This window comes from Amycolatopsis sp. NPDC088138, from assembly GCF_044741685.1.
In the GTDB taxonomy this organism is placed as follows: domain Bacteria; phylum Actinomycetota; class Actinomycetes; order Mycobacteriales; family Pseudonocardiaceae; genus Amycolatopsis.
This window is the reverse complement of the sequence record NZ_JBIUTB010000006.1, coordinates 581,443-607,790: the sequence shown is the minus strand read 5'-3', so window position 1 is coordinate 607,790 and position 26,348 is coordinate 581,443. Positions and strand designations below refer to the sequence as shown.

Genomic DNA, 26,348 nt, shown 5'->3' with positions numbered 1-26,348 from the left:
GGCGGCACCTAGAGTCGCGACGGTGACCACCGAACTGCCCGTCGTCGCACCACCCCGGGTCGCCTCGCGCGGCCGCGGGACCACGCTCGTCCTGCTCGCCGCCCTGTTCTTCAGCACGTCGGGCACGCTGGGCAAGTCCGCGATGTCCGCCGGGATCACCCCGGAACAGGTCGCCGCGGCGCGGATCACGCTGGCCGGGCTCGTCCTGCTCGCCGGCGTGGCGCTGTTCGCGCCGCGGAAGCTGAAGGTGCGCCGCGAGCACGTCCCGGTGCTGCTCGGGTACGGCATGCTCGGCGTGGCCGGCGTGCAGCTGCTGTACTTCGTCGCCGCGGGCCGGATCCCGGTCGGCATCGCGATCCTGCTGGAGTTCGTCTCGCCGGTGCTCATCGCGCTCTGGGTGCGGTTCGTGCGGCGGCACCGGCTGCCGCGGGCGGTGTGGGGCGGCATCGCGCTGGCGATGGTCGGCCTGTCGCTGGTCGCCCAGGTCTGGCAGGGCGTCACGCTGGACGGCGTCGGGCTGCTCGCCGGCTTCGGCGCGGCCCTCTGCTCGGCCGGCTACTTCCTGCTCGGCGAACGCGCCGTCGCCGACATCGACCCGCTGGGCCTGGTCACCTGGGGCATGGTGCTCGGCGCGGTCGCGATCTGCTTCGTCGCGCCGCCGTGGACGTGGCCGGTGCACCTGCTCGACGCCGACGTCGAGTTCGGCGCCTGGCACCCGCCGATCTGGCTGCTGATGACCCTGCTGGTCCTGGTCGCGACCGTGCTCGCCTACGTCTGCGGCATCTCGTCGCTGCGGCACCTGCCCGCCTCGGTGGCGAGTGTGCTCGGACTGGTCGAACCGGTGATCACGACCGTCGCGGCGTGGCTGCTGATCGGCGAGGAGCTCGCGTGGCCGCAGCTGCTCGGCTCGGCGATCCTGCTGGGCGGCGCCTACATCGTGCAGCGCCACTCGCAGATCCTCACCGCCTGACGGTTCTTCACGCCGGCTATGAACGAATGCCGAGGTCGACGTGCACGTGGACGCGGGTGAATTTCTGCGTAACGTCCCACTCCGTGAGTTCGAATGCCCGGCGTTCACCGCCAGAAAGGTCCTGCACGGTTCCGGTGACCGAACCGACGGGCCTGTCCTCGAAGTAGAGCGTCCCCTTCAGGTTCAACGTAAGTTCGGCGTCGTCGTCGAGGTTGGTGATCTCGCCGCGGACGGTCAACGGCGACCGCTTGTGCGGATCCACCGTGAAGTTGCCGAGTTCGATGTTCCACTTTCCCGGATTGCTGCTGATCTCGATGTCCACCACGTCCGGAGGCGTGGGTGTGGCCTTCCCTGTTTGACGAGTCCGCGTTGTTTCCGTGGTGGGAGGGACGAGGTCACCCGCCTTCAACCAGTCCGATCCACTCAGGTCGACCTCGCAGCCCACGTCCTTCAGCCGGTGGGCGAGCAGGTTCCGCTTCTCCGCGGAATCGTCGAGTCGAACACGGAACCGCCCGTCGATGTCGGTGAACGAACGTACCTTCCCGAACTCGACCAGCACGGTGTGCTCCGGGTACCGGCCGAAAGCCATACCCGCTTCGAAGAGCACGTTCGGCCGGGCTTGCCCGGTCGGCTGCAGGTCCGGATCGACTTCGTCATCCGCGTGCTCGCGCTTCAGGTAGGCAACGTCGTCAGGGGTCAAGAGCACGATGATCGCCCGATCCGGACCGATCGCTTCGTCGAGCGCGGCGCTGATCAGCGGCGAACCGTCCTTGACCTCAGCCAGAGCTCGCGACCATTCGATCGGCTGCAGCCCGATCGCCCGCAGGAACGTGTAGAACTCCCGTCGAGCACGCTTGTCCCGGCCGTGGATCACGAAGACGTGTCGTTCGAGACTCATGAGCAGCGATGATTTCACACTGGAGCGCGAGTGCGAACGCGCCCGCCGGACTGCCGGGTGCGGCATTCACCCGCGATTGTTCGGGTCGTACGGCGCATCAAGCTCTCGTCAGCCACCGGCGATCCGGCTCAAGGCGCCGAAAAACACCTCGGTGACCTTCGCCGGGTCCGCGGCCACGAAGGCGCTGCCGCCCGTCGCCTTGGTCAGGTCGTCCAGCTCCGCCTTGTCCGCGTCCGGGCCGACGCCCACCCCGATCAGCCGGATCGGGCGTCTCGGGTCCTGCAGTTTCGCCAGCTCCGCCAGCAGGTCCGCGCGGCTGATGCCCTTCGGGTCCTCGTTGCGGCCGTCCGTCACGACGATCACCAGGTTCAGCCGGCCGGGCTCCCATTCGCGACGCGCCGTGCGGTAGGTCTCCAGCACGCTGTCGTAGAGGCCCGTCCCGCCGTCGGCGGTGGCCTTGAGCTGGTTCAGCTTGTCGAGCGCGCCGCTGGCCAGGTGTTGCGCGACCGGGGCCATCGGGAGGATCTCGCGGTAGTCCTTGTCGCCGTCCAGGCGGGTCGAGAACTCCAGCATCCGCAGCTGGGTCGTCGGCTTGAACAGGTGCAACGCCTTCGCCGTGGCCTCGGTCGTCAGCTGCATCCGGTTCAGCCCGGTCCCCGGCACCTGCGCGTTCATCGAACCCGAGACGTCCAGCAGCACCTGCACCCGCGCGCTCAGGTTGATCCCGGCCCACTGGCTGAGCAGCTGGTCGACGTCGCCTGCCTCCGGTATGCCGACCGTCCAGAAGCCCGCGGGCGCCACCCGCGGGTCGCCGGGGTGCTCGCGCAGGGCCTGGCCGCCCGCGGCCCGCAGGCCGGTCTTCGCGATGGCGTCGCCGCCCGAGCCGTTGAGCATCGCGTCGCGCAGCTTGTCGATGATCGACTGCTGCTGCGGCGTGATCCCGCCCAGCTCGGCGAACGGATAGTCCAAAGTGGGCACTGCTGTCGAGTAAACAGCGACCAGCGGCGACGTCGAGTCCTCGATGTTGTGGCGCAGCAAGGAGTTCTCCGACGCCGGGAACGCCGTCACCGACCCCGCCCCGGTGCCGTCGCCCGACTCCGGTAGCCGGGCGATGAGGTCGGTGTCCCCGCCGAGCGTGTTCACCGAGAACCGCCGCAGCTGCGCGACGAACGCCGCCGCGGCGTCGGGGCCCGGCCGCACCGAGGCGCGGATCCCGAGCAGGGCCGTCGCGCCGACCGCGTCGCGGGCCGGGTCGGGCATGCCGGTGACGATCCCCGCCGCGTCCGGCGCGAGGACGTCGGCCCAGTCCAAGGTGCGCGACGGCCAGCCGAGGCCCTTCGCCGCCGCCTCCGCGACCGCCAGGACCACCGGTGAGCTGGCCACCGACGCGCCGGTCTCGGGGACGTCGGCGGCGCCGAGCTGGTGGGCGCGGCGCAGCGCGAGGGTGGAGTCGGGCACCCAGACCTGCGGCCGCGGGGTGCCGTCGGACATCGCGAGTGCTTCGGCGGCCAGCGTCGCCTCACGGGTCTGGACCTCGACGGAACCACAGCCGATGTCGAGACCGCGCGCGACCAGCGACAGCGCGGGCGCGATGTCCGGGGACGCCGTGACCAGGACCTTCGCCGGGTTCTCACACGCAGGACGGGACCGCACCACCGAGACGGTCACCCAGGCCGCGGCACCGAGCACGACCACGAGACCGGTCGCCAGGGCGGGCACGAGCAGCCGGCGTCGTCGCCCGTCCGGCGAATGACGTCCCATCGGCGCGGCCTCTCTTCCCGAGGCGGGTGTGCTCCAAGGCTAGTCCGCGGTCCACCGGCGGCACGTGGTCCGGACGGCGTAAGTACCGCTGCAACCGGGGAAACCTCATCCCCGGGTCGGAGGCGATTCGTCCCCTGGCGGGATGTCCCGGGCCGCTCCCCGCGGAACACTGGGTGCCGTCGAAGGGGGTTCGCATGAAGCCGACACGCACCGAACAGCGCCGGGCCCGGTGGGACCTGGCCCGGCAGGCCGCCACGGTCGCCGTCGCCCTGCTGCTCGCCAAAGCCGGGCGCTGAAACGCCGTGAGGGGCACCTTCAGGGACATGACGTCCCTGAAGGTGCCCCTCACGGCGTTGAGGTCTAGACCGGGATGACCGTCGGGACGATCATCGGGCGGCGGCGGTAGGTGTCGGCGACCCAGCGGCCGACGACCCGGCGGACCGCCTGCGCGATGCGGTGGGTGTCGGTGATGCCTTCGGCCTCCGTGCGCGCCAGCTCCATCTCCACCAGCGGCACGACGGCGTCGAGCGCCTTCGGGTCGTCGGAGAAACCGCGGCCGGACACCGTCGGGGCGCTGACCGGGCGGCCCGTGCTGGAGTCCACCGCGACGCTGATCGAGATGAACCCGCCCTCGCCCAGCACCAGCCGGTCGGACAGGGTCGACTCGCCGACGTCGCCGACCGAGAGGCCGTCGACGTAGACGTGCCCGACCTCGACGCGGCCGGTGCGGGTGGCCTTGCCGTCGACCAGGTCGACGACCACGCCGTCCTCGGCGATCACCACGTTGTCCGGGGCGACGCCGGTGCGGATCGCCAGCTCGCCGTTGGCGCGCAGGTGCTTCCACTCGCCGTGGACCGGCATGACGTTGCTCGGGCGGACGGCGTTGTACAGGTAGAGCAGCTCCCCCGCCGACGCGTGGCCGGACACGTGGACCTTGGCGTTGCCCTGGTGCACGACGTTCGCGCCGAGCCGGGTCAGGCCGTTGACCACGCCGAACACCGCGGTCTCGTTGCCCGGGATCATCGAGCTGGCCAGCACCACGGTGTCGCCCGCGCGGATCGAGATCTGCCGGTGCTCGCCGCGCGCCATCCGCGACAGCGCCGAGAGCGGCTCGCCCTGGGACCCGGTGGAGACGAACAGGACCTTGCTCTCCGGCAGGGAGCTCGCCTGGTCGAGGTCGACCAGCAGCCCGTCCGGCACGTTGAGCAGGCCCAGCTCGGCGGCGATGCCCATGTTGCGGACCATCGACCGGCCGACGAACGCGATCCGGCGGCCGTGCCGGTGCGCGGCGTCGAGCACCTGCTGGACGCGGTGCACGTGGCTGGCGAAGCAGGCCACGATCACGCGCTGGTCCACGCGGCGGATGACGTCGTCGAGCACCGGGCCGATGTCGCGCTCGGGCATCACGAACCCGGGGACCTCGGCGTTGGTCGAGTCGACGCAGAAGAGGTCGACACCCTCGTCGCCGAGCCGGGAGAACCCGGCCAGGTCGGTGAGGCGGCCGTCGAGCGGCAACTGGTCGAGCTTGATGTCGCCGGTGTGCAGGACCACACCCGCCGGGGTGCGGATGGCCACGGCCAGCGCGTCCGGGATCGAGTGGTTCACCGCGAAGAACTCGAGGTTGAACACGCCGACGTCGCGGCGCTCCCCCTCGCGGACCTCGATCAGCTTCGGCCGCTGCCGGTGCTCCTTGGCCTTGGCCGCGAGCAGCGCGTTGGTGAACCTCGAGCCGTAGATCGGCAGGTCCGGCCGCAGCCGCAGGAGGAACGGGACGGCACCGATGTGGTCCTCGTGCCCGTGGGTGAGCACCAGCCCTTCGATGTCCTCGAGCCGGTCCTCGATCGCGCGGAAGTCGGGCAGGATCAGGTCGACGCCGGGCTGGTCGTCCTCGGGGAAGAGCACCCCGCAGTCGACGATGAGCAGCCGGCCGGCGAACTCGAAGACGGTCATGTTGCGCCCGACCTCGCCGATGCCGCCGAGCGCGACCACGCGCAGGGCTCCGTCGGGAAGCGCGGGAGGGGCGTTGGTGGGGCCTGGACCTGGGGGAAGTGAGCTCACCGAGGCAGGGTCCCAACGCTGGTGTGCGAGGTCGGCGCCACGTAGGCGGCCCTCGAGTCTGCATGTGCCACCCGCTCACCATGCCAGTCCTGGGCCGCCGTGTCGCCCAGCGGCACGCCGCCCTGGGCCAGATCGGCGGCGATCAGGGCCGTCTGCTCGGTGGTCGGGGCCACGATCGGGAGGCGCGGGCCGCCGATGTCGAAGCCGCGCAGCCGCAGGGCCGCCTTGCTGAACGCGACCCCGCCGACCCGCGACATCGCCCGCAGCACCGGCAGCATGCCGCGGTGGTTGGTGCGCGCGGTGGAGGTGTCACCGTTCTCGTAGGCGTCGATCATCGCGCGGATCCGGCCCGCGACGACGTGACCGATCACACTCACCACGCCGACGCCGCCGACCGACAGCCAGGGCAGGTTCAGGCCGTCGTCACCGGAGTAGTAGGCGAGGTGGGTGTTGGCGATGACCTCGGAACCGGCGATGAGGTCGCCCTTGGCGTCCTTGACCGCGACGATCCGCGGGTGCTCGGCCAGCCGCAGCAGCGTGTCGACCTCGATCGGGACGATCGAGCGCGGCGGGATGTCGTAGAGCAGCACCGGCAGGCCGGTGCTGTCGGCGACGGTGGTGAAGTGCGCGTACAGCCCGGCCTGGCTGGGGCGCGAGTAGTACGGGGTGACGACCAGCAGGCCGTGCGCGCCGGCCGCTTCGGCCTGCTTCGCCTGCTCGATGCTGTGCGCCGTGTTGTTGGTGCCCGCGCCGGCCACGACGGTCGCGCGGTCGCCGACGGCCTCGACGACGGCGCGGATCAGCTCCTGCTTCTCCGTGTCGGTCGTGGTCGGGCTCTCGCCCGTGGTGCCGTTGACGACCAGGCCGTCGTTCCCCAGGTCCACGAGGTGCTCGGCCAGCTCCTGCGCCCGCTTCAGGTCCAAGGCGCCATCGGCGTCGAAGGGGGTGGCCATCGCGGTGAGCACGCGCCCGAACGGCCGTCCGGGCGCTGCGGCAGGTGGGTTGGACATGCCCAGACGGTACCCCGTCCCACCGACGAAAACCGCGCCGACCTGGTCGGGTACGCGAAGTGCGGAGGATTTCCGCGAGGACGCCGCTCGTGCCGGAACTTCTACTTGACCTTGGTCACGATCGGCGCGGTGATCGGGCCGCCGTCGGCCTTGGCGAGCACGCAGTAGAACCAGCGGGTCGGGTATTCGCCGCTCTCCTGGGGCACGCTCTGCCACTCGGCCTGCGTCGGCACGAGCGCGCGGTAGGTCAGGCCCTCGCGCTTGGCCTCCGGGACGACCGACGAGCGGAACACGGCCGCGCAGCGGGCTTCGGCGACCGCGGTGACGGCGCCCAGCCCCGGGTAGGCGGCCACGGCGACGTCGTCGGTGGTCCAGCTCTGGACCGAGAGCACGTCGGAGATCTCGTAGACCTCGAGCGTGTGGGTCTTGTCGCAGTCGCCCTTGTTGTCGCCGATGATGGCGCCTTCCTGGACGGTGGCGTTGTAACAGCGGTCGTAGTCGGTGATGTCCGCCTTCAGCTGGCCGCCGACGCCGAAGGTCATCGTCGGCAGCTTCTGCGCGTCCACCGCGGGCTTCTCGAACGCCTTGCCCGCGAAGAACCCGCCGATCAGGGCGCCCACGACGAGCACCGCGGCGAGCGAGAGCCACAGTGCGCGCAGGTTCTTCTTCGGCGGCTGGGGCGTGACGCGCGTGAGCGGCGGGGTCAGCGCCGTGCCGCCCGGCGGGGTCGGCCGCATGCCCTGGGCCGTGGCCAGCAGGTTCTGGGCCTGGGCCGCGGTCAGCCGGGCCTCCGGCTTGGCCACCAGCAGGCCGAGGATCACCGCGGCGATCGGGCCGTGGCCGCGGGTGAGGTACGGGATCTCGGTCATGATCGCGTGCAGCGTCGCCGCCGTCGTCGCCCGCTCGAACGGCATGGTGCCTTCGACCGCGTAGAACAGCGTCGCGCCCAGGGACCACAGGTCGGACTCGGGCATGGCCTCGCGGCCTTCGACGCGCTCCGGCGCCATGAAGGCGGGCGAGCCGACGATCATGCCGCTGGTCGTCAGGCGCGGGTCGTCGATGGCGTGGGCGATGCCGAAGTCCGTCAGCTTAACCCGGCCGTCCGGCGCGACCAGGATGTTCGCCGGCTTGACGTCGCGGTGCACGATCCCGGCGGCGTGCGCGGCCTGCAGTGCGGCCAGCACCCGCTCCCCCAGCTGCGCGGCCTGCGCGGCGTGCATCGGGCCGCGCTGGCGCACCAGCTCGGCCAGCGACGGCGCCTCGACGAGCTCCATGACGATGAACGTGGTGCCGCCGTCGGTGACGACGTCGTACACGGTGACGACGGCCGGGTCGTTGAGCCGCCCGCCGGTGCGCACCTCGCGCAGCGCGCGCTCGGAGAACACGGCGGCGGACTCGGCGTCGGGCAGCCGCAGTTCCTTGACCGCGACCTGCCGTCCGATGACCTGGTCGTGCGCCCGCCACACGACGCCCATGCCGCCGCGCCCGAGCTCACCGAGCAGCGCGTAACGGCCCGCGACCACCCGCTGACCAGGCGTCGCGGGGGCCCGGGGTGGATAGGGCCGGGTCTGTTCGTCGGTCACGGTGCTCCTTCAGGCGGCGGTCGCGCAGATGCTAGTCGGACCGTCGCGGAGCGCCCTGGGTTCCGCGAAATCGTGACTCACCGAGCCGGGGTGTACCGCTCCCCGTGGTAGGGGATCCACCGGTAGCCCGGGGCGAAGTCGCTGAACTCGAGCCGGCGCCCGGCCGCGGACCAGATGTCCTCGCTGACCACGAGGCCGGGCACGAGCGTCAGGTCTTCGGCCATGAGCGTGTCGTACTTACGGAGTTCTTCGGTGCCGCCGCCGGCGAGGGCGTAGCGGTAGACCGGCGGCGCGGTCCGCAGCAGCCAGTAGAGCCGGCGCACCGCCGCGGTCGTGGCCGCGGCGTCCGCGCCGGACCCGATGCCCGTTTCGCTGAGGCCCTCCGGCGTGACACCGCACCACCAGCCGGTGCCGTGGGAGAACACGCGTGACGTCCAGCCGTCGAAATGGCGGGCGAGGTCCCGTGCGTGGGTCTCCCGTCCCCCGCATTCGGCGTTGAGGGCGAAGATCCCGGCCATGGCAGCGGCCTCCCTGCTCGAGGGCTCAGCCGGTGATGGTGAGGTAGATCAGCACCAGGTTGAGCGCGATGATCACCACCGCGATCAGTGACGCCGCGATGGTCGTCGAACGGCGGTTGGCGTCGATGCCCATCAGATCACGGTCGGCCGTCAGCCGGATCAGCGGTACCAGTGCGAACGGGATCCCGAACGACAGCACCACCTGCGAAACGACCAGCGCCGTGCTCGGGTCGGCACCGAGCGCGAGTACCACGATAGCCGGGGTGAGGGTCACCAGGCGGCGCAGGACCAGCGGAATCCTCTTGTGCAGCAAGCCTTGCATGATCATCGCGCCCGCGTACGCGCCGACCGACGTCGACGCCAGGCCGGAGGCGAGCAGGCCGATCGCGAACATCAGCGCGATGCCGGGGCCGAGGGCCTGCGCGACGGCGCCGTGCGCGCCCTCGATGCTGTCGACACCCGTCTGGCCCTGCAGGTTCGTCGCCGCGAGCAGCAGCATGCCGAGGTTGACCGCGCCGGCCAGGAGCATCGCCAGGCCGACGTCGGCGCGGGTGGCGCGCAGGAGACGGCGGCGGCTGCCGGCGTCCGCCCGGCCGTGACGGTCGCGGACCAGGCCGGAGTGCAGGTAGACGGCGTGCGGCATGACGGTCGCGCCGAGCATCGCGGCGGCGATCAGGATGCTGCCGGAGCCGTCGAACTTCGGCACCAGCCCGCCGAGCGTGCCCGAGGCCGACGGCGGTTCGACGAACAGGCTGGCCAGGAACCCGATCGCGATGACGAGCAGCAGCCCGGTGACGACCCGCTCGAACGTGCGCTGGCCGCCGCGGTCCTGGACCGCCAGCAGCGTCAGCGAAACCGCGCCGGTGATCAGGCCGCCGACGACGAGCGGCAGGTCGAACAGCAGGTTCAGCGCGATGGCGCCGCCGACGACCTCGGCCAGGTCGGTGGCGATGGCGACGACCTCGGCCTGCAGCCAGTAGGCCAGCCGCGCGGCCGGGGACAGCCGGGCGCGCAGGGCCTCCGGCAGTGACGTGCCGGTGACCAGGCCGAGCTTCGCCGACAGGTACTGGACGAGCACGGCCATCAGGTTCGCCACCACGATCACCCAGACCAGCAGGTAGCCGTAGCGGGCACCGGCGCTGATGTTGGCCGCGACGTTCCCGGGGTCGACGTAGGCGATGGCCGCGACGAACGCCGGGCCGAGCAGCGCCGAGCCCGTGCGCAGCCGCGACACCAGTTTCGGCCGGGCGGCCTCGGTCACAGCCATGTCTGCCCTTCCGCCTGATGTCGGTAACCCTAAACCGAAGTTTAGGCACGCCGAACTTTCCCTGACAAGGGTGACCACTCCCACCCACTCCCGGCGCGTGTACCCCGGAAAGCCGTGAAGGCCACCTTGAGGGACTCTGAGTCCCTCAAGGTGGCCTTCACGGCACGTCGGATCAGGGGTGCGCGACCTCGTGGCCGGACTCGCGCAGCGCCTTGACGGCGTGGTCGAGCTCGGTCGCGCGGACCAGGATGTGGTCGGTGTCGAACGTGGACATCGAGAACAGCGCGACCCCGGCCGCGGCCAGCTCGGAGGCCAGCGCGGCGATGATGCCGGTGAGGGTGAACTCGAGCGGGCCGCGGACCGACAGCAGCCGCCAGCCGTCCTCCGACGCCGTCCCGCCGCCGGGTTCGCGCCCGGCCGGGCAGATCACCGACAGCTCTTCGGGGGTGCGGGTCACCGAGACGAACGCCGGTTCGCCGGGAGCGAGCAGCTCCGCCGGCACCGGGGCGTCCGCGGGCAGCCGGACGACGGCGTACTCGCCGGGCCGGACGTCGATAGCGAGGCGTTTCATCAGCCTTCGAAAACCTTCGGGCTCGTGGCGATCTCGGTGCCGTCCGGCAGCGTCGAGATGGTGAAGTCGGCGAACACGTTCGCCGCGGCCTTCTGCAGCTCCCGCAGGCAGTCCACGGCCAGCTCGCGGATCTCGACGTCGGCGTGCTCGGTGGCGCGCATCGCGACGAAGTGGCGCCACGCGCGGTAGTTCCCGGTGACGACGACGCGGGTCTCGGTGGCGTTCGGCAGCACGGCGCGGGCGGCCTGGCGGGCCTGCTTGCGGCGCAGCGTCGCGCTCGGCACGTCGGCGAACTTCTCCTCGAGCCCGGCGAGCAGCTCGGTGTAGGCGTCGACGCTCGCCTGGGCCGCGGCGAGGAACTTCTCGTGCAGCACCGGGTCGTTCGCGATGACCTCGGGCTCGACGAACTCGGCGTCGCGCTCGGGCACGTACCGCTGGGAGAGCTGGGAGTAGGAGAAGTGGCGGTGGCGGATCAGCTCGTGGGTCAGCGACCGGGAGATGCCGGTGATGTAGAAGGTGACGGTTCCGTGCTCCAGCACCGAAAGGTGGCCGACGTCGATGATGTGCTCGAGGTAGCCGGCGTTGGTCGCGGTGGCCGGGTTCGGCTTCTTCCAGGACTGGTAGCAGGCGCGCCCGGCGAATTCGGCGAGGGCCTGGCCGCCGTCCGCGTCGGTGGACCACGGCACGTCCTCGGGCGGGAAGAACTCCGTCTTCGCGATCAGCTGCACTCTCGGTGACACGGTTTCGGCCACGTCCGCACTCCTTCTCCGGCCCGGCTCCACGACTCCCAGCGCAGCCTAACCGCGCGCGGGCGGCCACTCCCGGGGGACACGTGACACCACGGCCTCCTTGACCGACGTCACCAATGACGTCATAGTGGTGTCATGGACCTGACGCCGTACATCGCCAACCTCCGCGAGGACCTCGCGAACACGGCCTCCGCCGGGGATGAGCACACCCGGCGTGCGGCCGCCCTGCTCTCGAGCGCGCTCGAACCCTCGGTTCGCTTGACGTTGATGAACGCCCTCGCGGACCTCGCCGCCGAGGTCACCGCCAACCTACCCGGACAGGTCGTCGACGTCCGGCTCGACGGCCGGGACGTCCGCGTGGTCGTGACCGGCGCGGCCGAGGAGCCGCCGCCGAGCGCGACACCACGTGACACCACGCCACCACCACCGATCGACGGCGGTGACATCACGCGCATCACCCTGCGGCTGGTCGAGCAGATCAAGGGGCAGGCCGAGCGCGCGGCGCAGGCGCAGGGCGTCTCGCTGAACACCTTCGTCTCCCAAGCGGTGCAGGGGGCGCTGGGCCACGGCGCGCTGGGCGGCGGCGGCCACAAGCAGCACCACTCCAAGAGCAACCAGAGCGGCTCCCGCCTGCACGGCTGGGTCGAGGGCTGAGGGGAAACGACCATGAGCGAAGAGCAGACGACACCGAACGAAGACATCCCCGCCGAAGAGCCGGCCGCGGCTCCGGCCGGGGAAACCACGGCCGACAAGCCGGCGCGCGTCGAGGAGTTCGAGGCCGGCGGGCCGCTCGAGCTGGACGTCGCCGTCACGATCGGGCGCGTGGAACTGGTGCTGACCGGTGATTCCGGCGCCCGCGTCGAGGTGCGGCACGACCGGGGCGAGCAGCAGCCGTGGGTCGAGGGCGTCAACAACCTGCTGTCCTGGGTCGGCGAGCGCTTCGGCGACCAGCTGGGCGTCGACCCGACGGCCTCACCCGCCGAGGCGGTGAAGCAGAGCCGGATCGAGAAGCTCGGCAACCGCCTCGTCGTCCAGGCGCCGAAGGCGTGGCAGCTGCGCAACGTCGCGCTGTCGGTGATCGTGCACGCGCCGGCGGGTTCGCACGTCGAGGTGCGGGCGGGCGCGGCGGACGTCACCGTCTCCGGCTCGGCCGGGCGGGTGGACGTGCTGACCGGCTCCGGCGAGGTGAAGCTCGACCGGGCCGACGGCGCGGCGACCGTGCGCACCGGCAGCGGCACCATCAAGCTCGGCCCGACCCTCGGCGGCCTGCAGCTGCGCAGCGGCAGCGGCAACGTCGAGGCGACGTCGCTGGCCGGGTCGGCGACCCTGGCGACCGGCACCGGCGACGTCTGGCTGGGCGCGGTGTCCGGCGACGTGATGGCCCGCACCGGCAGTGGCGACCTTTCGGTGGCCGACGCCGGCTCCGGCTCACTCGACCTGATCACCGGCTCGGGCGAGGTCCGCATCGGCATCCGCGGCGGCACGTCCGCCGAGGTCGACCTGACCTCCAGCGGCGGCCGCGTGTCCAGCGAGCTGGACGTCGCCGACACCGCCCCCGAAGGCGGCGTGAAGCTCAAGGTCCGCGCCCGCACGGGCTCCGGCAACGCCGTGGTGACGCGCGCGGCCGGCTGAATGAAGGGGGTGACGGGCCGTTTCCGGTGGGGGTTACCGGGAACGGCCCGTTCCCCTGCCCGGCGGGTGCCAGGATGACGCCATGACGACGGTGGAGACCGGCCGCGCGGTGTACCGGACCCGGCTGCGCGGCTGCCTGCTCGGCGGGGAGATCGGGGACGCGCTGGGCAACCCGGTGGAGTTCCAGGCGCTCACCGCCATCCGGCAGCCGGTCGGCCTGGTGCCGGACGCCGAAGGCGTCGCGGAGATCACCGACGACACGCAGATGACGCTGTTCAGCCTGGAGGGCTTCCACCGCGGGTGGGTCCGCGCGCAGGCGAAGGGCATCGGCGGCGCGATGGCGCCGCTGGTGCACGACGCGTACCTGCGCTGGCTGGACACGCAGGAGAACCCGGCGCCGCCGCCCGCGGAGGACTTGCGGCACCGGACCGGGCAGCTGCGGCTGGAGCCGTGGCTCTACGCGCGGCGGGCGCCGGGTTCGGCGTGCCTTTCGGGCCTGCGCGCGGACTACACGCCCGACACGTTCGCCGAGCCGAGCGGCCGGCCGGGCCCGGTGAACCCGGACTCCAAGGGCTGCGGCACGGTGATGCGCTCGGCGCCGTTCGGGTTCGCCGGCGGCGCTCACCACGCCTACGTCGTCGCGGCCAACTGCGCGCAGATCACCCACGGCCACCCGACCGGCTACCACGCGGCGGGCACGTTCGCGGCGATGATCGCGTACCTGCTCGAAGGCGAGTCGCTGGAGGCGGCGGTGCTGCGGTCGATGCGGCTGCTCGCGCGGTACTCGTCGCACGAGGAGACACTGGCCGCGCTGCGCCAGGCCCTGGAACTGGCCTCCTCAGGCGATCCGTCGCCCGAGAAGGTGGAGTCCCTCGGCGGTGGCTGGGTCGCCGAGGAGGCGCTGGCGATCGGCGTCTACGCGGCGCTGGCGCCTGTGAGCGTGCCGGACGCGTACCCGGAGACGGCGTTCCGCGCCCGGCTGCGGCTGGCCGTCACGCACTCCGGCGACAGCGACTCGACCGGCTCGATCTGCGGGAACCTCCTCGGCGCGTGGCACGGCGAAGACGTGCTGCCCGGGGACTGGCTGTCCCTTGTGGAGGGTCGCGCGACGATCGCCCGGCTGGCCGACGACTTCGCGACCGAGTCGGCTCAGACGCGCGGGTATTAGGCGAGGAACCCGGCGGACCACTCGAGGCAGGCTCGCCAGGTCCGGCGCACCCGGCAGTCCGCGCGGCTCGACTGCCACCAGCTCGGTACGGCTGAGCGCGAATCGACTCGTGACCGCCGGGTCCCCCACGACGAGCATCGACGCCGCGCGGCGGGCTCGCAGGTCATTCGGCGCCGGTCGGAGCAGGTTCGCGTGCGCGCGGACGGTGGGGTTCGCGCACCTCGATGGCCGGCTCGCGCACCTGGACAGTCGGTTCGCGCACCTGGACAGGCGGTTCGCGTACCTGGGAGGTCGGCTCGTGTGGCCGGCCACCCGGTTCCCGTAACCCAGGCGAGTCCGGACCTCACCGCCGTCGTCAGCGGACCAGTTTTGTCAGTGCCGGGGCCAGATCGCCGCGGGCGCCGACCGCCACGCCCGACAGGCCCAGCCACTCCGCCATGTGCGTCAGCTCCGCCGCCAGCTCCGGGAGCACCCGCGGCACGTCCGCGCCCTCCTCCGCGAAGGCGCCCTGGACGCGCAGCACTCCCGCCGCGCGGTCGGACTTCAGGTCGACCCGGGCCGCCAGCTCACCGTCCAGCAGGAACGGGAACACGTAGTACCCGTACACCCGCTTCGGCTCGGGGACGTAGATCTCGATGCGGTAGTGGAACCCGAACAGCCGCTCGGTCCGGGCCCGCTCCCAGATCAGCGGGTCGAACGGGCACAGCAGCGCCCGGCCGGTGACCGCTCGGGGCGTGCGCGCCTCGAAGTGCCGGTACGCCTGGGCCTTCCAGCCGCGGACCGCCACCGGCTCCAGCACGCCCGACTCGACCAGCTCCGCCACCGCCTGGTGGGCCGGGGCCGGGCCGAGGCGGTAGTAGTCGCGCAGGTCCGTCTCGGTCGCGACGCCCAGCGCCCGCGCCGAACGCTCGATCAGGCCGCGCGCCCCTTCTTCGGCCGACACCGAAACCGACAGGATTTCCGGGGGGACCACCCGTTCCGTCAGGTCGTAGAGCCGCTCGAACGACCGGCGCGTGCCCGTGGTCAGCTGGCCGACGCCGAACAGGTACTCGCAGACGCGCTTGACCTCCGAGCGCTCCCACCACGACCCCGGGCCGCGCCGCTGCGCGTCCGCTTCCACCTGACGCTCGATGCCGCCCGCGCCGATCGGGCCCAGCTCCTTGACCACCGACAGGATCTCGTCGACCAGCCCCGGCGACTTCTCGATCAGCGGCCCGTAGTTCTTCCACCAGCCGTCACGCTTCGCGCCCGAGCGGATCAGCGGCCAGTCCTCGACCGGCAGCAGGCTCGCCTCGTGCGCCCACGTCTCCACCAGCAGGCGCGGCTGCTTCGCCGAGTGCGACCACGCCGCGCTGTCCAGCAACGCGGGGTCATAGGAGCCCAGGCGCGAGAACACCGGCATGTAGTGCGCCCGGACCGCGACGTTCACCGAGTCCAGCTGCAGCAGCTGGACGCGCGAAAGCACGCGTTTCAGGTGCCGCCGCGACGGCACACCGGAGGGACGCGGGTCGGCGAAGCCCTGCGCGGCCAGGAAGGTCTTCCGGGCCGTCGCGACACTGATCGTCTGCATGATGAACCACATGGTGCCAGGCACCACCGACAAAAACCGCACCGCTAGATTCAGGCCCATGAGCGACGCCGCCGTCCGCCCCGCCGACCTGCCCGACGCCGCGGAGATCGCCCGCATCCAGCGCGAGACCTGGCACGCCGCCTACGAGGACCTCCTCGGCAAGCAGGCGCTGGCCGAGCTGGACGCCACCGACCTGCCCGGCACCTGGGCCGAGACCATCGACTACCCCGGCAGCCTGGTCTACGTCGCGACCGAGGGCGAGTACACCGTCGGGTTCTGCGTCGCGGGCCGTGCCCCCGAAGGGGAGGTCGCCGCCGCCGACGGGTCCCTGCCCGAGGACGCCGGCACCACCGGCCTGATCGCCACCCTGCTCGTCGAGCCGCGGTGGGGACGCCGCGGCCACGCCGGACGGCTACTCGCGACGGCGGCCGCCGGGCTGCGGGCCGACGGCGCCACCCGCGGTATCGCCTGGGTCGCCCAGGGCGACCACGCCTCCCTCGGCTTCTACCGCCGGGCCGGCTGGAACCCCGACGGCACGGTCCGCACCCTCGACACCGGCGAACGCATGCTCCGCGAGGTCCGGCTCACCGGCACCCTCGCGCTGTCCCTCGCCTGAGTCCCGGAAGATCACCCAGCGCATCACGGAGTACATGAAGACGCCCTCGCAGGCACCGGCCAGCACCCGCGAGAGGTGGTATTCCAGGCCGAGCGCGGTCAGCCCCGCGCCCACACCCAGCAGAAACGCCGCGTAATTGACGGCGATCGCCCCGATGTAAAGCACGAGCTGGAATCCGACGGCCGCGTGGGAATGGAAGTTGAACGTCCGGTTCAGCACGAAACTCACCGCGAACGCACACAGGTAGGCCAGCGTGATGCCGAGCCACAACGGCCAGCCCAGCAGGCCGTGAAAAACGGTCAGCAGCCCCAGGTCGACGCCGAAGGTGAAGCCGTTGATCAGGCAGAAGCCCAGAAACGTCGGCGCCACGATCCGCGACAGACCCAGGGGAAGAAACCGCACGACGGTCCGGCACAGGGCGCCGAACCGGTCAGCGGGCGTAGGAGGTTGCTCGGCGGCCACGCCGCCAGGTTTCCAGCGGCAGGTGGCCGGAAACCGTCCGGCAGGTGATCTTCTGGTGCCTGCCACCGGCCGAAGAGTAGGGCCAACCCCAGTGCACGCAGATTTCGAACTGATAACTTGGAAGACCGGGAGCACATCAGGAGGTGACACGATGAGCTGGATCCTGCTGACGCTGGGCGTCGCGTTCGGCTCGGCCATCGTGCCGCTGATCAACGCCGAGGTGTTCCTGATCGGGCTGTGCGCGAGCCACCCGGGCCTGCACTGGCTGTGGCTCGGCGCGGCCGTCGCGGTCGGGCAGATCGCCGGCAAGACGCTCTACTACCTGGCCGCGCGCGGCACCATCAAGCTGCCGAAGCCGCTGCACGACCGCCTGCACCGCGAACGCCCGATGACCGCGCGCAAGGTGCGCTGGGAGCTGCGGACGAAGAAGATCCGCGCCCGGGTGGACGCCCTGCGCGAGCGCTGCCACCGCCACCCGCACTGGATGGCCGGCACGTACGGCGTGAGCTCGCTGGTGGGCCTGCCGCCGTTCATGGCGACGAGCGTGCTGGCCGGGCTGGTCCGCATGCGCCTGGCGACGTTCCTGACGGCCGGGCTGACCGGCCGCTGGATCCGCTTCAGCCTGATCGCCGCCGCGCCCGCGGTCTTCGCGGGCTGGCTGCACCACTGACTGGTTCACCGCCGAAGGAGCCCGCTGCCGGGATCCGCGCCATGGTTCCTTGCTTGCCCGCGGGAAGCCGGGAACCCTGACCGCGTCCGCCGATCCCGATCGAGGACGTCAGTGAGCATGGGGGACGCTGAGCCACCGGCGACGGTAAGCGGAAATCCCCGCCTGGACCACGAGTACACCGGCCGCGGCCACCAGGAACGCGTAACCGCCGAGCGGCTCGGCCGACGGGCACCCGCTAACCGCGTCCGCGGATCCGGATCGAGCACCTCAGCGAGCATCGGGGACGCGGAGCCACCGGCGACGGTAAGCGGAAATCCCCGCCTGGACCACGAACACACCGGCCGCCGCCACCAAGAACACGAAACCGCCGAGCGGCTCGGCCAGCACCTCGGCCGACGGGCACCCGCTAACCGCATCCGCCGTCCGGATCGAGGACCTCAGCCAGCATCGGGGACACCGAACCACCGCCGACCACAAACGGAAATCCCCGCCTGGACGACGAACACACCAGCCACGGCCGCCAGGAACACGTAACCGCCGAGCGGCTCGGCCAGCTCCGCGGCCAGGAAGCAGAACGCCGCGAACCCGCCGAGCCCGCGCAGCACGCCCCGCGTCGTCGCGACTGCCGCCGCCGGGCCTCCCTGGGCCAGGGCGAACCCGGCCACCACGGTCGTGCCGATCGGGAACGGTGCCAGCACCCCGGTGATCTCCGGGCCGAGCCGGCCGGCGGCGGCCGTCAGGGCCAGCACCAGGGCCGCCGTCGCCGCGGCGCGCGCCAGCAGGTCCCACCACGGCAGCGCCACCGGCCGGGCCTCGCCCCGGGCCCGGGGCATGGCCTTCGCCGCGCCCCACGCAGTCAGCACCGCGAGGCCGAGCGCCACCCACGCCGGGACCGGCACGAACGACAGCGCCAGGTCGACGGCGAGGCACGCGGCCCAGCCGGTCAGGATCGTCAGCGTCAGCCCGCGCGCCGCCGACACCCGCGCGAAGACCACGGTGAACACCGCCAGCGACACGAGCCCCAGCAACGACGCCGACGCGGCCCGGGCGGCGAAGGCCGCGCCCTGCTCCAGGTAGGTGATGAACAGGATCGGCCCGGCCACGACGGGCAGGGCCACCAGCAGGCCCGTCACCCCCGGGCCCCAGCGGCGCCCGGCCAGGGACGACCCGACGACCAGCAGTGGCGCGAGCACGAGCTTCAGCAGCAGCGTCACTGACGCCAGTCTGCCGGACTCAGCGGTCGGCGGCTTCCAGTTCCAGGGCCTTCTTCATGGTCTCGCGGGCCCGGCGCCGGTCGCCCGCGATGTCGTAGGCGTACGCGAGCTTGTACCAGGCGCGCCAGTTCTCCTGGTCGGCCTGGACCTCGGCGCGGCGCTGGTCGAACCAGGCGTCGGCCGCGTCGCGGTCGACGCGGCCCGACGGGCGGCGCGGCAGGTCGGAGACGTCCGGGAGCTGGCCCTCGCTGTCCAGCCGGCGGGACAGCCGCTGGATCTGCAGGCCGTTGCGCCAGGTGACGACGACGATCCAGATCCCCAGGATCGGCAGCAGCAGCACGCCGATCCCGAGCGCGATGCCCGCCCCGGTGCCGGACGCGAACAGCGCGAACGCCCGGTCCGCGAGCAGCACCAGGTAGACGACCAGCGCCGCCGTCATCAGCAGCGCGACGTTGCGGGCCTTCACAGGTCGAGCACGTTCTCCAGGCCGACCGTCAGGCCGGGGCGCGTCAGCACCGTGCGCACGCCGAGCAGCACACCCGGCATGAACGACGTCCGGTCGAGCGAGTCGTGGCGGATGGTCAGGGTCTCCCCCTCGCCGCCGAACAGGATCTCCTCGTGCGCGACGAGCCCGGGCAGCCGGACCGAGTGCACCCGGACGTCCTCGACCGAAGCGCCGCGGGCACCGTCCAGTTCGGACGTCGTGGCGTCGGGACCCGGCTCCACGCCCGCTTCCGCGCGCGCCGCGGCGATCATCCGGGCGGTGTGCGCGGCGGTGCCCGAAGGGGCGTCGGCCTTGCGGTTGTGGTGCAGCTCGATGATCTCGGCCGAGGCGTAGAACTTGGCCGCCTGCGCAGCGAAGCGCATGGCCAGCACCGCCCCGAGCGCGAAGTTCGGCGCGATCAGCACCCCGAGCGACGGCTTCGGTTCGAGCAAGCCGCGCAGCTCGGCGAGCCGCTCCTCGCTGAAGCCGGTGGTGCCGACGACCGCGTGGATGTCGTGCGCCACCAGGTACTTCAGGTTGTCCATCACGGCGTCGGGGTGGGTGAAGTCGACGACGACCTCGGCCTCGGCCAGTGCCGCGAAGTCGTCACCCACGTCCAGCGCGGCGACGACCTTCATGTCGCCGGCGCCTTCGACGGCCTTCACCACCGTCGCGCCCATCCGGCCGCGCGCACCGAGCACACCGACGTTGACGGTCATGAAGCGATCACCTCGTGCAGGTCGTCCGGAAGGTCGTCGGCGTGAGCGTACGGCCCGACGACCGCCGCCGCCGAGACCCCGCCCGGCCGCGCGAACAAAGTGCGAGCGAGCGCACACACCTCTTCGGTGGTGACGGCGTCGATGCGGGCGATCGTGTCGTCGACGCCCAGGTAGTGGGCGTAGTTGAGCTCGTTCTTGCCGATCCGCGACATCCGCGACGACGTGTCCTCCAGGCCCAGCACGATCCCGCCGCGCAGCTGGCCCTTCGCGCGGGCCACCTCGGCCTCGGTCAGGCCGTCGACGCCGACCTTGTCGAGCACCTCGCGGATCACGCCCGCGACGTCGCCGAGCTTCTCCGGCTGGCAGCCCGCGTACACGGACATGTGGCCGGTGTCGGCGTAGCTCGCGACGGACGAATACACCTGGTACGCCAGGCCGCGCTCCTCGCGGATCTCCTGGAACAGCCGCGAGCTCATGCCGCCGCCGAGTGCCGCGTTGAGCACCGACAGCGCGAAGCGGCGGTCGTCGTGGCGCGACAGCGACCGCAGGCCGAGCATGACGTGCGCCTGCTCGGTGTCGTCGGTGTGCAGCGCGAGCTTCGGCGGGGTCTTGATCCGCGCGCGGCCCTCACGGGGTGCGACCGGCGTCGCGGTGCCGGTCAGCCGCTCCTTCAACGCCTTGCGCACCAGGCGGAGCACCTGGCTGTGGTCGACGTTGCCGGCCACGGCCAGCACCATCCGCGGCAGCGTGTAGCGGCGCTTGTAGAACCCGCGCAACGCCGTCGGCGACATGCCGATGATCGACTTCTCGGTGCCGAGCACCGGGCGGCCGAGCGGGTGCTCACCGAGGATCGCGTTGACGAACGTCTCGTGCAGCAGGTCCTCGGGGTCGTCGTCGCGCATCGAGATCTCTTCGAGGACGACGCTGCGTTCCATGTCCATGTCGCGGTCGGTGCAGAGCGCCTCGAACACGACGTCGGTGACCAGGTCCACGGCGAGCGGGAGGTCCGCGTCGAGCACCTGCGCGTAGTAGCAGGTGTGCTCCTTCGCGGTGAAGGCGTTGAACTCGCCGCCGACCGCGTCGATCTCCTCGGCGATCGTCTTCGCGTCGCGGTGCTTGGTTCCCTTGAACAGCAGGTGCTCGAGGTAGTGCGCGGCGCCGGCGACGGCGTCCGGCTCGTCACGGGAGCCGATGCCGACCCACAGCCCGACCGTCGCCGAACGGGACGCCGGCACGTGCTCGGTGATCACGCGCAGGCCACCGGCGAGGACACTGCGCTTGACGACCGCACCGTCCGAAGTGGACTCCAGCGTGCGGGTGGTGCCGACGGGCTGCTCGTGCCCGGAAACCTGCCGTGCCATGGGTTCCTTACTCAACTAGCCGTGAAGGCCACATCGAGGGACTCAGAGTCCCTCAATGTGGCCTTCACGGACAGGTAGCTCGCGCAATGCGGTCGTACTAGGCGTCGGCCTTCTCGGCGTCGGCGTCGGCCGGGGCACCCTCGGCGGGGGCCTCGTCCTCCTTGACGACGATCAGGCTGATCTTGCCGCGGTTGTCGATGTCGGCGATCTCGACGCGGAGCTTGTCGCCCACGTTGACGACGTCCTCGACCTTGGCGATCCGCTTGCCGTTGCCCAGCTTGGAGATGTGCACCAGGCCGTCCTTGCCCGGCAGCAGCGAGACGAACGCGCCGAACGCGGCCGTCTTCACCACGGTGCCGAGGAAGCGCTCCCCGACCTTGGGCAGCTGCGGGTTGGCGATGGCGTTGATCAGGTCGATCGCCGCCTCCGCCGACGGGCCGTCGGCCGCGCCCACGTAGATCGTGCCGTCGTCCTCGATGGAGATGTCGGCACCGGTCTGCTCGGTGATCGAGTTGATCATTTTGCCCTTCGGGCCGATGACCTCGCCGATCTTGTCCACCGGGATCTTCACGCTGGTGACGCGCGGCGAGTACGGGCTCATGGCGTCCGGGCCGTCGATCGCCTCGGCGATGACCTCCAGGATGGTGAGCCGGGCGTCCTTCGCCTGCTTCAGCGCGGCGGCGAGCACCTCGGAGGGGATGCCGTCGAGCTTCGTGTCCAGCTGCAGGGCGGTGATGATGTCCTTGGTGCCGGCGACCTTGAAGTCCATGTCGCCCATGGCGTCCTCGGCACCGAGGATGTCGGTCAGCGCGACGTAGCGCGTCTCGCCATCGACCTCGTCGGAGATGAGGCCCATCGCGATGCCCGCGACCGGCGCCTTCAGCGGCACGCCGGCGTTGTACAGGCCCATGGTGGACGCGCAGACCGAGCCCATCGAGGTCGAGCCGTTGGAGCCCAGCGCCTCGGAGACCTGGCGGATCGCGTACGGGAACTCGTCACGCTTCGGCAGCACCGGCACGAGGGCGCGCTCGGCGAGCATGCCGTGGCCGATCTCGCGCCGCTTCGGCGAACCGACGCGGCCGGTCTCGCCGGTGGAGAACGGCGGGAAGTTGTAGTGGTGCATGTAGCGCTTGTGCGTCTCCGGGGACAGCGAGTCGATCTGCTGCTCCAGGCGAAGCATGTTCAGCGTGGTGACACCCAGGATCTGGGTCTCGCCGCGCTCGAACAGCGCCGAGCCGTGCGCCCGCGGGATCACGGCGACCTCGGCCGAGAGCGACCGGATGTCGGTCAGGCCACGGCCGTCCATGCGGATCTTGTCCGTGAGGACGCGCTTGCGCATGACCTTCTTGGACAGCGCCTTGAACGCGGCGCCGATCTCCTTCTCGCGGCCCTCGAAGGCTTCGCCCTCGCCGATGCCGACCTTCTCCAGGACGGCGGCCTTGACCTGGTCGGTCGCGCTGTCGCGGTCCTGCTTGCCGGCGATCTGCAGCGCGTTCGCCAGGTCGTCGGTCGCGATCGCGGCGACGGCGTCGAAGGCGTCCTGCTCGTAGGCCAGGAAGACCGGGAACTCGCCGGTCGGCTTGGCGGCGACGTCGGCCAGCTTCTGCTGGGCTTCGCACAGCACCTTGATGAACGGCTTGGAGGCCTCGAGGCCCTCGGCGACCGAGACCTCGTCCGGCGCCTTGCCGCCGTCGGCGATCAGGTCGAGCGTGTTCTCGGTGCCCTCGGCCTCGACCATCATGATCGCGACGTCATCACCGACGATGCGGCCGGCCACGACCATGTTGAAGGTGGCCTTGGCGAGCTGCGACCAGGTCGGGAACGCGACCCACTGGTCCTCGATCAGCGCGACGCGGACGCCGCCGACCGGGCCCGAGAACGGCAGGCCGGCGATCTGGGTCGACGCCGAGGCGGCGTTGATGGCCAGCACGTCGTACGGGTCGTCCGGGTTGAGGCTCTGGACGGTGATGACGACCTGGATCTCGTTGCGCAGACCGTCGGTGAACGACGGGCGCAGCGGCCGGTCGATCAGGCGGCAGGTCAGGATCGCGTCGGTCGAGGGGCGGCCCTCGCGGCGGAAGAACGCGCCGGGGATGCGGCCGGCCGCGTACATGCGCTCCTCGACGTCCACCGTCAGGGGGAAGAAGTCGAAGTGGTCCTTCGGGTGCTTCGACGCGGTCGTCGCCGAGAGCAGCATCGTCTCTTCGTCGAGGTACGCGACGACGGCGCCGGCGGCCTGCTTGGCCAGGCGGCCCGTCTCGAAGCGGACGGTGCGGGTGCCGAAGCGGCCGTTGTCGATCACGGCTTCTGCTTCGTGCACGGTGACTCCGGTGGAGTCGGTCATAAATGCTTCTCCTCTTTGGTTCCTTCGTACGGCGCGAGTCTCCCACCCTGGGACCCGTTTCGCCTGAGGACGCTCGAGGAGTGATGCCGGTCTTCGATCGAAGCCCCCGGGACTCTTCCCGGAAGCCACTACCGAGGACCGGCGGACGGTTCCCCGGGCGCGCTCGCGCCGTTTCTTTCTCCTGCTGGACCGAAGGGGAGCGACCGGCGGTCACTCCCCTTCGGGCAACAGCTATCGGCGCAGGCCGAGGCGCTGGATCAGCGCACGGTAACGCTCGATGTCCACCTTCATCACGTAGTTCAGCAGCCGGCGGCGACGGCCGACCAGCAGCAGGAGCCCGCGACGCGAGTGGTGGTCGTGCTTGTGAGCCTTGAGGTGCTCGGTGAGGCCGACGATCCGCTTGGTCAGCAGCGCGACCTGGGCCTCGGGGGATCCCGTGTCCGAGTCGTGCACGCCGTACTCGGCCAGGATCGACTTCTTCTCTTCGGTGGACAGCGCCACTTGTGTTACTCCTCGAAATGATCAGTGCCGTGCGGCCCCGGACGCGGAATGAACGCCGGGAAGTCGGTCACGGCCGCCACGGACTGCAGCCGGACCCGGTCATTGACGTTACCAGCCGCCGCGACTGTGCCCCTGAGCAGGGCCTTCAGGCGCGGTCCAGCCCGAACGAGCGAGCCACCCGGTAGCGGGTCCCGCCCGGCTCGCGCTCACTCGTCATGAGCGCCACCTCGGCGGCCTGCCAGCGCCGGCTCGTGAAGCCGGCCAGCTGCGCTGTCCAACGCCGCACGAGCTCCGGTTCTTCCCGGGGGAACCGCGCCAGCGTGAGGTGGGCCACATACGGTCTCGTATCGGCGCCGGCGCCCGCGGCGTGCGCGAGCGGCGTCAGCTCCGGTCCGGCGACAGTCAACCACAGCACCCCGGGAAAGGTCGCGGCCTTTTCCAGCCGGACGTCCACCGCGCGGCGGCCGGCGAGCCGCCCGGCCAGCCAGGCCGCTCGCGTGCCGAGGTCGTCGGGGCCGTAGTAGGCGAGGGTGACGTGCCACCGCTCCGGCGGCTCCCAGGCCAGGCCGTCGCCGGTGTCCCCGAGCGCCTCCGCGACCGCTTCGACGACGTCGTCCGGCGGCAGCAGCGCGCTGAACAGGGCCGTCATCAGCCGCCGTGACCGGCCCGGCGGAGCAGGTCGGCGATGGCCGGGAAGTCGTCGTCGAGGCGCTTGGCGGCCTCGCCCAGGTCCTCGTCCTCGGCCAGGTCGCGCAGGTAGGCGAGGACGGACTGGTCGTCGTTGCCCAGCGGGATGTTGTCGCGGCCGACGGTCGGGCGGGCGTCGCGGACGTCCTCCATCGCGGCCAGCATCGCGTCGCGGTTGCCCGCGGCGACCTCGGGGACCAGGATCTTGCGTTCGAGCATGATCATCCTGGCCAGCACGACCGGGTTGCCGATCTTCGCCCGCCGCCCGCTCATCACCTGGCTGAGCATGGGGGCGCTGATCCCGAGAACCTCGGCCAGGAACGCCTGCGAGACATCGAAGGCGACGACGAGCCGGCGCACGCGGTCGCCGAGCGGCTCCCCGTACCACTCCCGCTGCAGCGCGATGTTCCGCTGGACGATCTTGTGGTCCTCCACCAGTTCCGCTCCCCTAAACCCGCTTCGCCCGCACAGTCCGCGCGCACACCGTACGTGAGCATCTTGCCATCACGGTCACCTCCGTGAACGCGAAATCACCGATTCCGCCCCGGTCGAGCGCTACGGCGTGTCCGGAAGGGCAGTGCGCGTGGCCACGACGTCCTCGTCGATCTGGGCGACCAGCCCCGCGGAGTCGGCGAACCGCACCTGGTCGCGCAGCCTGCTGACGAAGTCGATCGCCACGTGCTGGCCGTAGAAGTCCTCGTCGACGTCGAGGACGAAGGCCTCGACGGTCCGCTCGCGGCCGGAGAACGTCGGGTTGGTGCCCACCGAGACCGCGGCGCGCAGCCGGCGCGACGGGTCCGCCGAGCGGGTGAACCAGGCACTGTAGACGCCGTCGGCCGGGACGGCGGCGAAGCGCGGGGTCGACAGGTTGGCCGTCGGGTAGCCGAGCTCGTGGCCGCGGCCGTCGCCGCGGACGACGATGCCTTCGAGCCGGTGCGGGCGCCCGAGCGCCTCGGCGGCGGCCACGACGTCGCCGGCGTCGATGCACGAGCGGACGTACGTGCTGGAGAACGTGATGGCCGACTGGTCCTCTTCGGACAGTTCCTTGCCCTGCAGCTCGGCGCCGTAGGCGGCGAAGCCGAAGCGGCGGCCGAGGGTGCGCAGCAGCTCGACCGTGCCGGCGGCCTTGGCACCGAAGGTGAAGTTGTCACCGACGATCACCGCGGCCGCGTGCAGCCGGTCGACAAGCACCTCGTGCACGAACTCCTCCGGCTGCAGCCGGGACAGCTCGAGGGTGAACGGCAGCACGCAGAAGACGTCGACACCGAGGCCCTCGACGAGCTCCGCCTTGCGCCGCAACGTGGTCAGCTGCGCCGGGTGGCTCCCCGGGCGCAGCACCTCAGACGGGTGCGGGTCGAACGTCAGTACCACGCCCGGCAGGCCGCGCTCGGCGGCCGCGGCCACGGTCCGGTTGATCAGCTCCTGGTGCCCGCGGTGCACCCCGTCGAACACGCCGATGGTGACCACGCACCGTCCCCAGCCGCCGGGAAGGTCCCCCAGCCCACGCCACCGCAGCACGTCACACTCCCGTCTTC

The 26,348-nt window shown here is 71.5% G+C and carries 25 protein-coding genes and 1 pseudogene; 6 read left to right on the top strand and 20 right to left on the bottom strand.

Going from position 1 to position 26,348, the window contains the following annotated elements; translation table 11 throughout:
* The first annotated feature begins 22 nt into the window (after window positions 1-22).
* Complete coding sequence (locus ACIOD2_RS34775; protein ID WP_400547893.1) at window positions 23-970, top strand: EamA family transporter; 948 nt, start codon at window positions 23-25, stop codon at window positions 968-970.
* A gap of 16 nt (window positions 971-986) precedes the next feature.
* Here the strand turns inward: ACIOD2_RS34775 and ACIOD2_RS34770 are convergent, their stop codons facing one another.
* From ACIOD2_RS34770 to thyX, 9 genes are all read right to left on the bottom strand, one after another.
* Entirely contained in the window at window positions 987-1,868 is an 882-nt protein-coding gene (locus ACIOD2_RS34770; RefSeq protein WP_400547890.1) for a TIR domain-containing protein, read from the bottom strand.
* 108 nt (window positions 1,869-1,976) lie between these two features.
* Window positions 1,977-3,629 (bottom strand): VWA domain-containing protein, encoded by a 1,653-nt coding sequence (locus ACIOD2_RS34765; RefSeq protein ID WP_400547887.1) that lies wholly within the window; start codon window positions 3,627-3,629, stop codon window positions 1,977-1,979.
* A 360-nt stretch (window positions 3,630-3,989) separates the two neighbouring features.
* The gene (locus tag ACIOD2_RS34760; protein WP_400547884.1) at window positions 3,990-5,687 is read right to left on the bottom strand and encodes a ribonuclease J; all 1,698 of its coding nucleotides are present in this window, start codon (window positions 5,685-5,687) and stop codon (window positions 3,990-3,992) included.
* Window positions 5,684-6,697 (bottom strand): 4-hydroxy-tetrahydrodipicolinate synthase, encoded by a 1,014-nt coding sequence (gene dapA, locus ACIOD2_RS34755; RefSeq protein WP_400547881.1) that lies wholly within the window; start codon window positions 6,695-6,697, stop codon window positions 5,684-5,686. Before dapA ends, ACIOD2_RS34760 begins: the two co-directional genes overlap by 4 nt.
* Before the next feature lie 101 nt (window positions 6,698-6,798).
* Complete coding sequence (locus ACIOD2_RS34750; RefSeq protein WP_400547878.1) at window positions 6,799-8,280, bottom strand: serine/threonine-protein kinase; 1,482 nt, start codon at window positions 8,278-8,280, stop codon at window positions 6,799-6,801.
* A 77-nt stretch (window positions 8,281-8,357) separates the two neighbouring features.
* Window positions 8,358-8,798 (bottom strand): hypothetical protein, encoded by a 441-nt coding sequence (locus tag ACIOD2_RS34745; RefSeq protein ID WP_400547875.1) that lies wholly within the window; start codon window positions 8,796-8,798, stop codon window positions 8,358-8,360.
* A gap of 25 nt (window positions 8,799-8,823) precedes the next feature.
* Entirely contained in the window at window positions 8,824-10,065 is a 1,242-nt protein-coding gene (locus tag ACIOD2_RS34740; RefSeq protein ID WP_400547872.1) for an Nramp family divalent metal transporter, read from the bottom strand.
* A 172-nt stretch (window positions 10,066-10,237) separates the two neighbouring features.
* Window positions 10,238-10,636 (bottom strand): ACT domain-containing protein, encoded by a 399-nt coding sequence (locus ACIOD2_RS34735; protein WP_323331448.1) that lies wholly within the window; start codon window positions 10,634-10,636, stop codon window positions 10,238-10,240.
* Window positions 10,636-11,388 carry an FAD-dependent thymidylate synthase gene (gene thyX / locus ACIOD2_RS34730; protein WP_323331449.1) on the bottom strand — a complete coding sequence of 251 codons (753 nt, stop codon included), beginning with the start codon at window positions 11,386-11,388 and terminating at the stop codon, window positions 10,636-10,638. The genes ACIOD2_RS34735 and thyX overlap by 1 nt, the downstream gene beginning before the upstream one ends.
* Window positions 11,389-11,520: 132 nt before the next feature.
* Between thyX and ACIOD2_RS34725 the strand changes: the two genes are divergently transcribed.
* The 3 genes from ACIOD2_RS34725 (at window position 11,521) to ACIOD2_RS34715 (ending at window position 14,185) form a co-directional block, all read left to right on the top strand.
* Complete coding sequence (locus ACIOD2_RS34725; protein ID WP_400547867.1) at window positions 11,521-12,039, top strand: toxin-antitoxin system HicB family antitoxin; 519 nt, start codon at window positions 11,521-11,523, stop codon at window positions 12,037-12,039.
* 12 nt (window positions 12,040-12,051) lie between these two features.
* On the top strand, window positions 12,052-13,017 hold the full coding sequence (locus ACIOD2_RS34720) for a DUF4097 family beta strand repeat-containing protein (protein ID WP_400547864.1): 966 nt from the start codon (window positions 12,052-12,054) through the stop codon (window positions 13,015-13,017).
* Between the two features lie 82 nt (window positions 13,018-13,099).
* Window positions 13,100-14,185, top strand: a complete 1,086-nt coding sequence (locus ACIOD2_RS34715) for an ADP-ribosylglycohydrolase family protein (protein WP_400547861.1) — start codon at window positions 13,100-13,102, stop codon at window positions 14,183-14,185.
* A 355-nt stretch (window positions 14,186-14,540) separates the two neighbouring features.
* Here the strand turns inward: ACIOD2_RS34715 and ACIOD2_RS34710 are convergent, their stop codons facing one another.
* Window positions 14,541-15,755 carry a winged helix-turn-helix domain-containing protein gene (locus ACIOD2_RS34710; protein ID WP_400547858.1) on the bottom strand — a complete coding sequence of 405 codons (1,215 nt, stop codon included), beginning with the start codon at window positions 15,753-15,755 and terminating at the stop codon, window positions 14,541-14,543.
* Between the two features lie 58 nt (window positions 15,756-15,813).
* On the opposite strand from ACIOD2_RS34710, the gene ACIOD2_RS34705 reads away from it, so the two are divergent.
* The gene (locus ACIOD2_RS34705; protein WP_400547855.1) at window positions 15,814-16,371 is read left to right on the top strand and encodes a GNAT family N-acetyltransferase; all 558 of its coding nucleotides are present in this window, start codon (window positions 15,814-15,816) and stop codon (window positions 16,369-16,371) included.
* Between the two features lie 18 nt (window positions 16,372-16,389).
* On the opposite strand, the pseudogene ACIOD2_RS34700 reads toward ACIOD2_RS34705, so the two are convergent.
* Window positions 16,390-17,031: pseudogene (locus ACIOD2_RS34700) on the bottom strand (GtrA family protein); the annotation flags it as partial.
* Between ACIOD2_RS34700 and ACIOD2_RS34695 the strand changes: the two are divergent.
* On the top strand, window positions 16,985-17,503 hold the full coding sequence (locus tag ACIOD2_RS34695) for a hypothetical protein (RefSeq protein WP_400547852.1): 519 nt from the start codon (window positions 16,985-16,987) through the stop codon (window positions 17,501-17,503). The pseudogene ACIOD2_RS34700 and the gene ACIOD2_RS34695 overlap by 47 nt on opposite strands.
* Before the next feature lie 437 nt (window positions 17,504-17,940).
* On the opposite strand, the gene ACIOD2_RS34690 is transcribed toward ACIOD2_RS34695, so the two are convergent.
* From ACIOD2_RS34690 to ACIOD2_RS34650, 9 genes are all read right to left on the bottom strand, one after another.
* Complete coding sequence (locus tag ACIOD2_RS34690) at window positions 17,941-18,717, bottom strand: hypothetical protein (protein ID WP_400547849.1); 777 nt, start codon at window positions 18,715-18,717, stop codon at window positions 17,941-17,943.
* 19 nt (window positions 18,718-18,736) lie between these two features.
* Window positions 18,737-19,183 carry a tetratricopeptide repeat protein gene (locus ACIOD2_RS34685; RefSeq protein WP_323331457.1) on the bottom strand — a complete coding sequence of 149 codons (447 nt, stop codon included), beginning with the start codon at window positions 19,181-19,183 and terminating at the stop codon, window positions 18,737-18,739.
* Entirely contained in the window at window positions 19,180-19,920 is a 741-nt protein-coding gene (gene dapB, locus ACIOD2_RS34680) for a 4-hydroxy-tetrahydrodipicolinate reductase (RefSeq protein WP_400547845.1), read from the bottom strand. Before dapB ends, ACIOD2_RS34685 begins: the two co-directional genes overlap by 4 nt.
* Window positions 19,917-21,281 (bottom strand): M16 family metallopeptidase, encoded by a 1,365-nt coding sequence (locus ACIOD2_RS34675; protein WP_400547842.1) that lies wholly within the window; start codon window positions 21,279-21,281, stop codon window positions 19,917-19,919. The genes dapB and ACIOD2_RS34675 overlap by 4 nt, the downstream gene beginning before the upstream one ends.
* 97 nt (window positions 21,282-21,378) lie before the next feature.
* Window positions 21,379-23,625, bottom strand: a complete 2,247-nt coding sequence (locus tag ACIOD2_RS34670) for a polyribonucleotide nucleotidyltransferase (RefSeq protein WP_400547839.1) — start codon at window positions 23,623-23,625, stop codon at window positions 21,379-21,381.
* Window positions 23,626-23,856: 231 nt separating this feature from the next.
* Window positions 23,857-24,126 carry a 30S ribosomal protein S15 gene (rpsO, locus tag ACIOD2_RS34665; protein ID WP_003084034.1) on the bottom strand — a complete coding sequence of 90 codons (270 nt, stop codon included), beginning with the start codon at window positions 24,124-24,126 and terminating at the stop codon, window positions 23,857-23,859.
* 145 nt (window positions 24,127-24,271) lie between these two features.
* Complete coding sequence (locus tag ACIOD2_RS34660) at window positions 24,272-24,775, bottom strand: 2'-5' RNA ligase family protein (protein WP_400547833.1); 504 nt, start codon at window positions 24,773-24,775, stop codon at window positions 24,272-24,274.
* Window positions 24,775-25,248, bottom strand: a complete 474-nt coding sequence (locus ACIOD2_RS34655; protein WP_323331462.1) for a helix-turn-helix transcriptional regulator — start codon at window positions 25,246-25,248, stop codon at window positions 24,775-24,777. Before ACIOD2_RS34655 ends, ACIOD2_RS34660 begins: the two co-directional genes overlap by 1 nt.
* 120 nt (window positions 25,249-25,368) lie before the next feature.
* Complete coding sequence (locus ACIOD2_RS34650; protein ID WP_400547830.1) at window positions 25,369-26,331, bottom strand: bifunctional riboflavin kinase/FAD synthetase; 963 nt, start codon at window positions 26,329-26,331, stop codon at window positions 25,369-25,371.
* Window positions 26,332-26,348 lie beyond the last annotated feature (17 nt).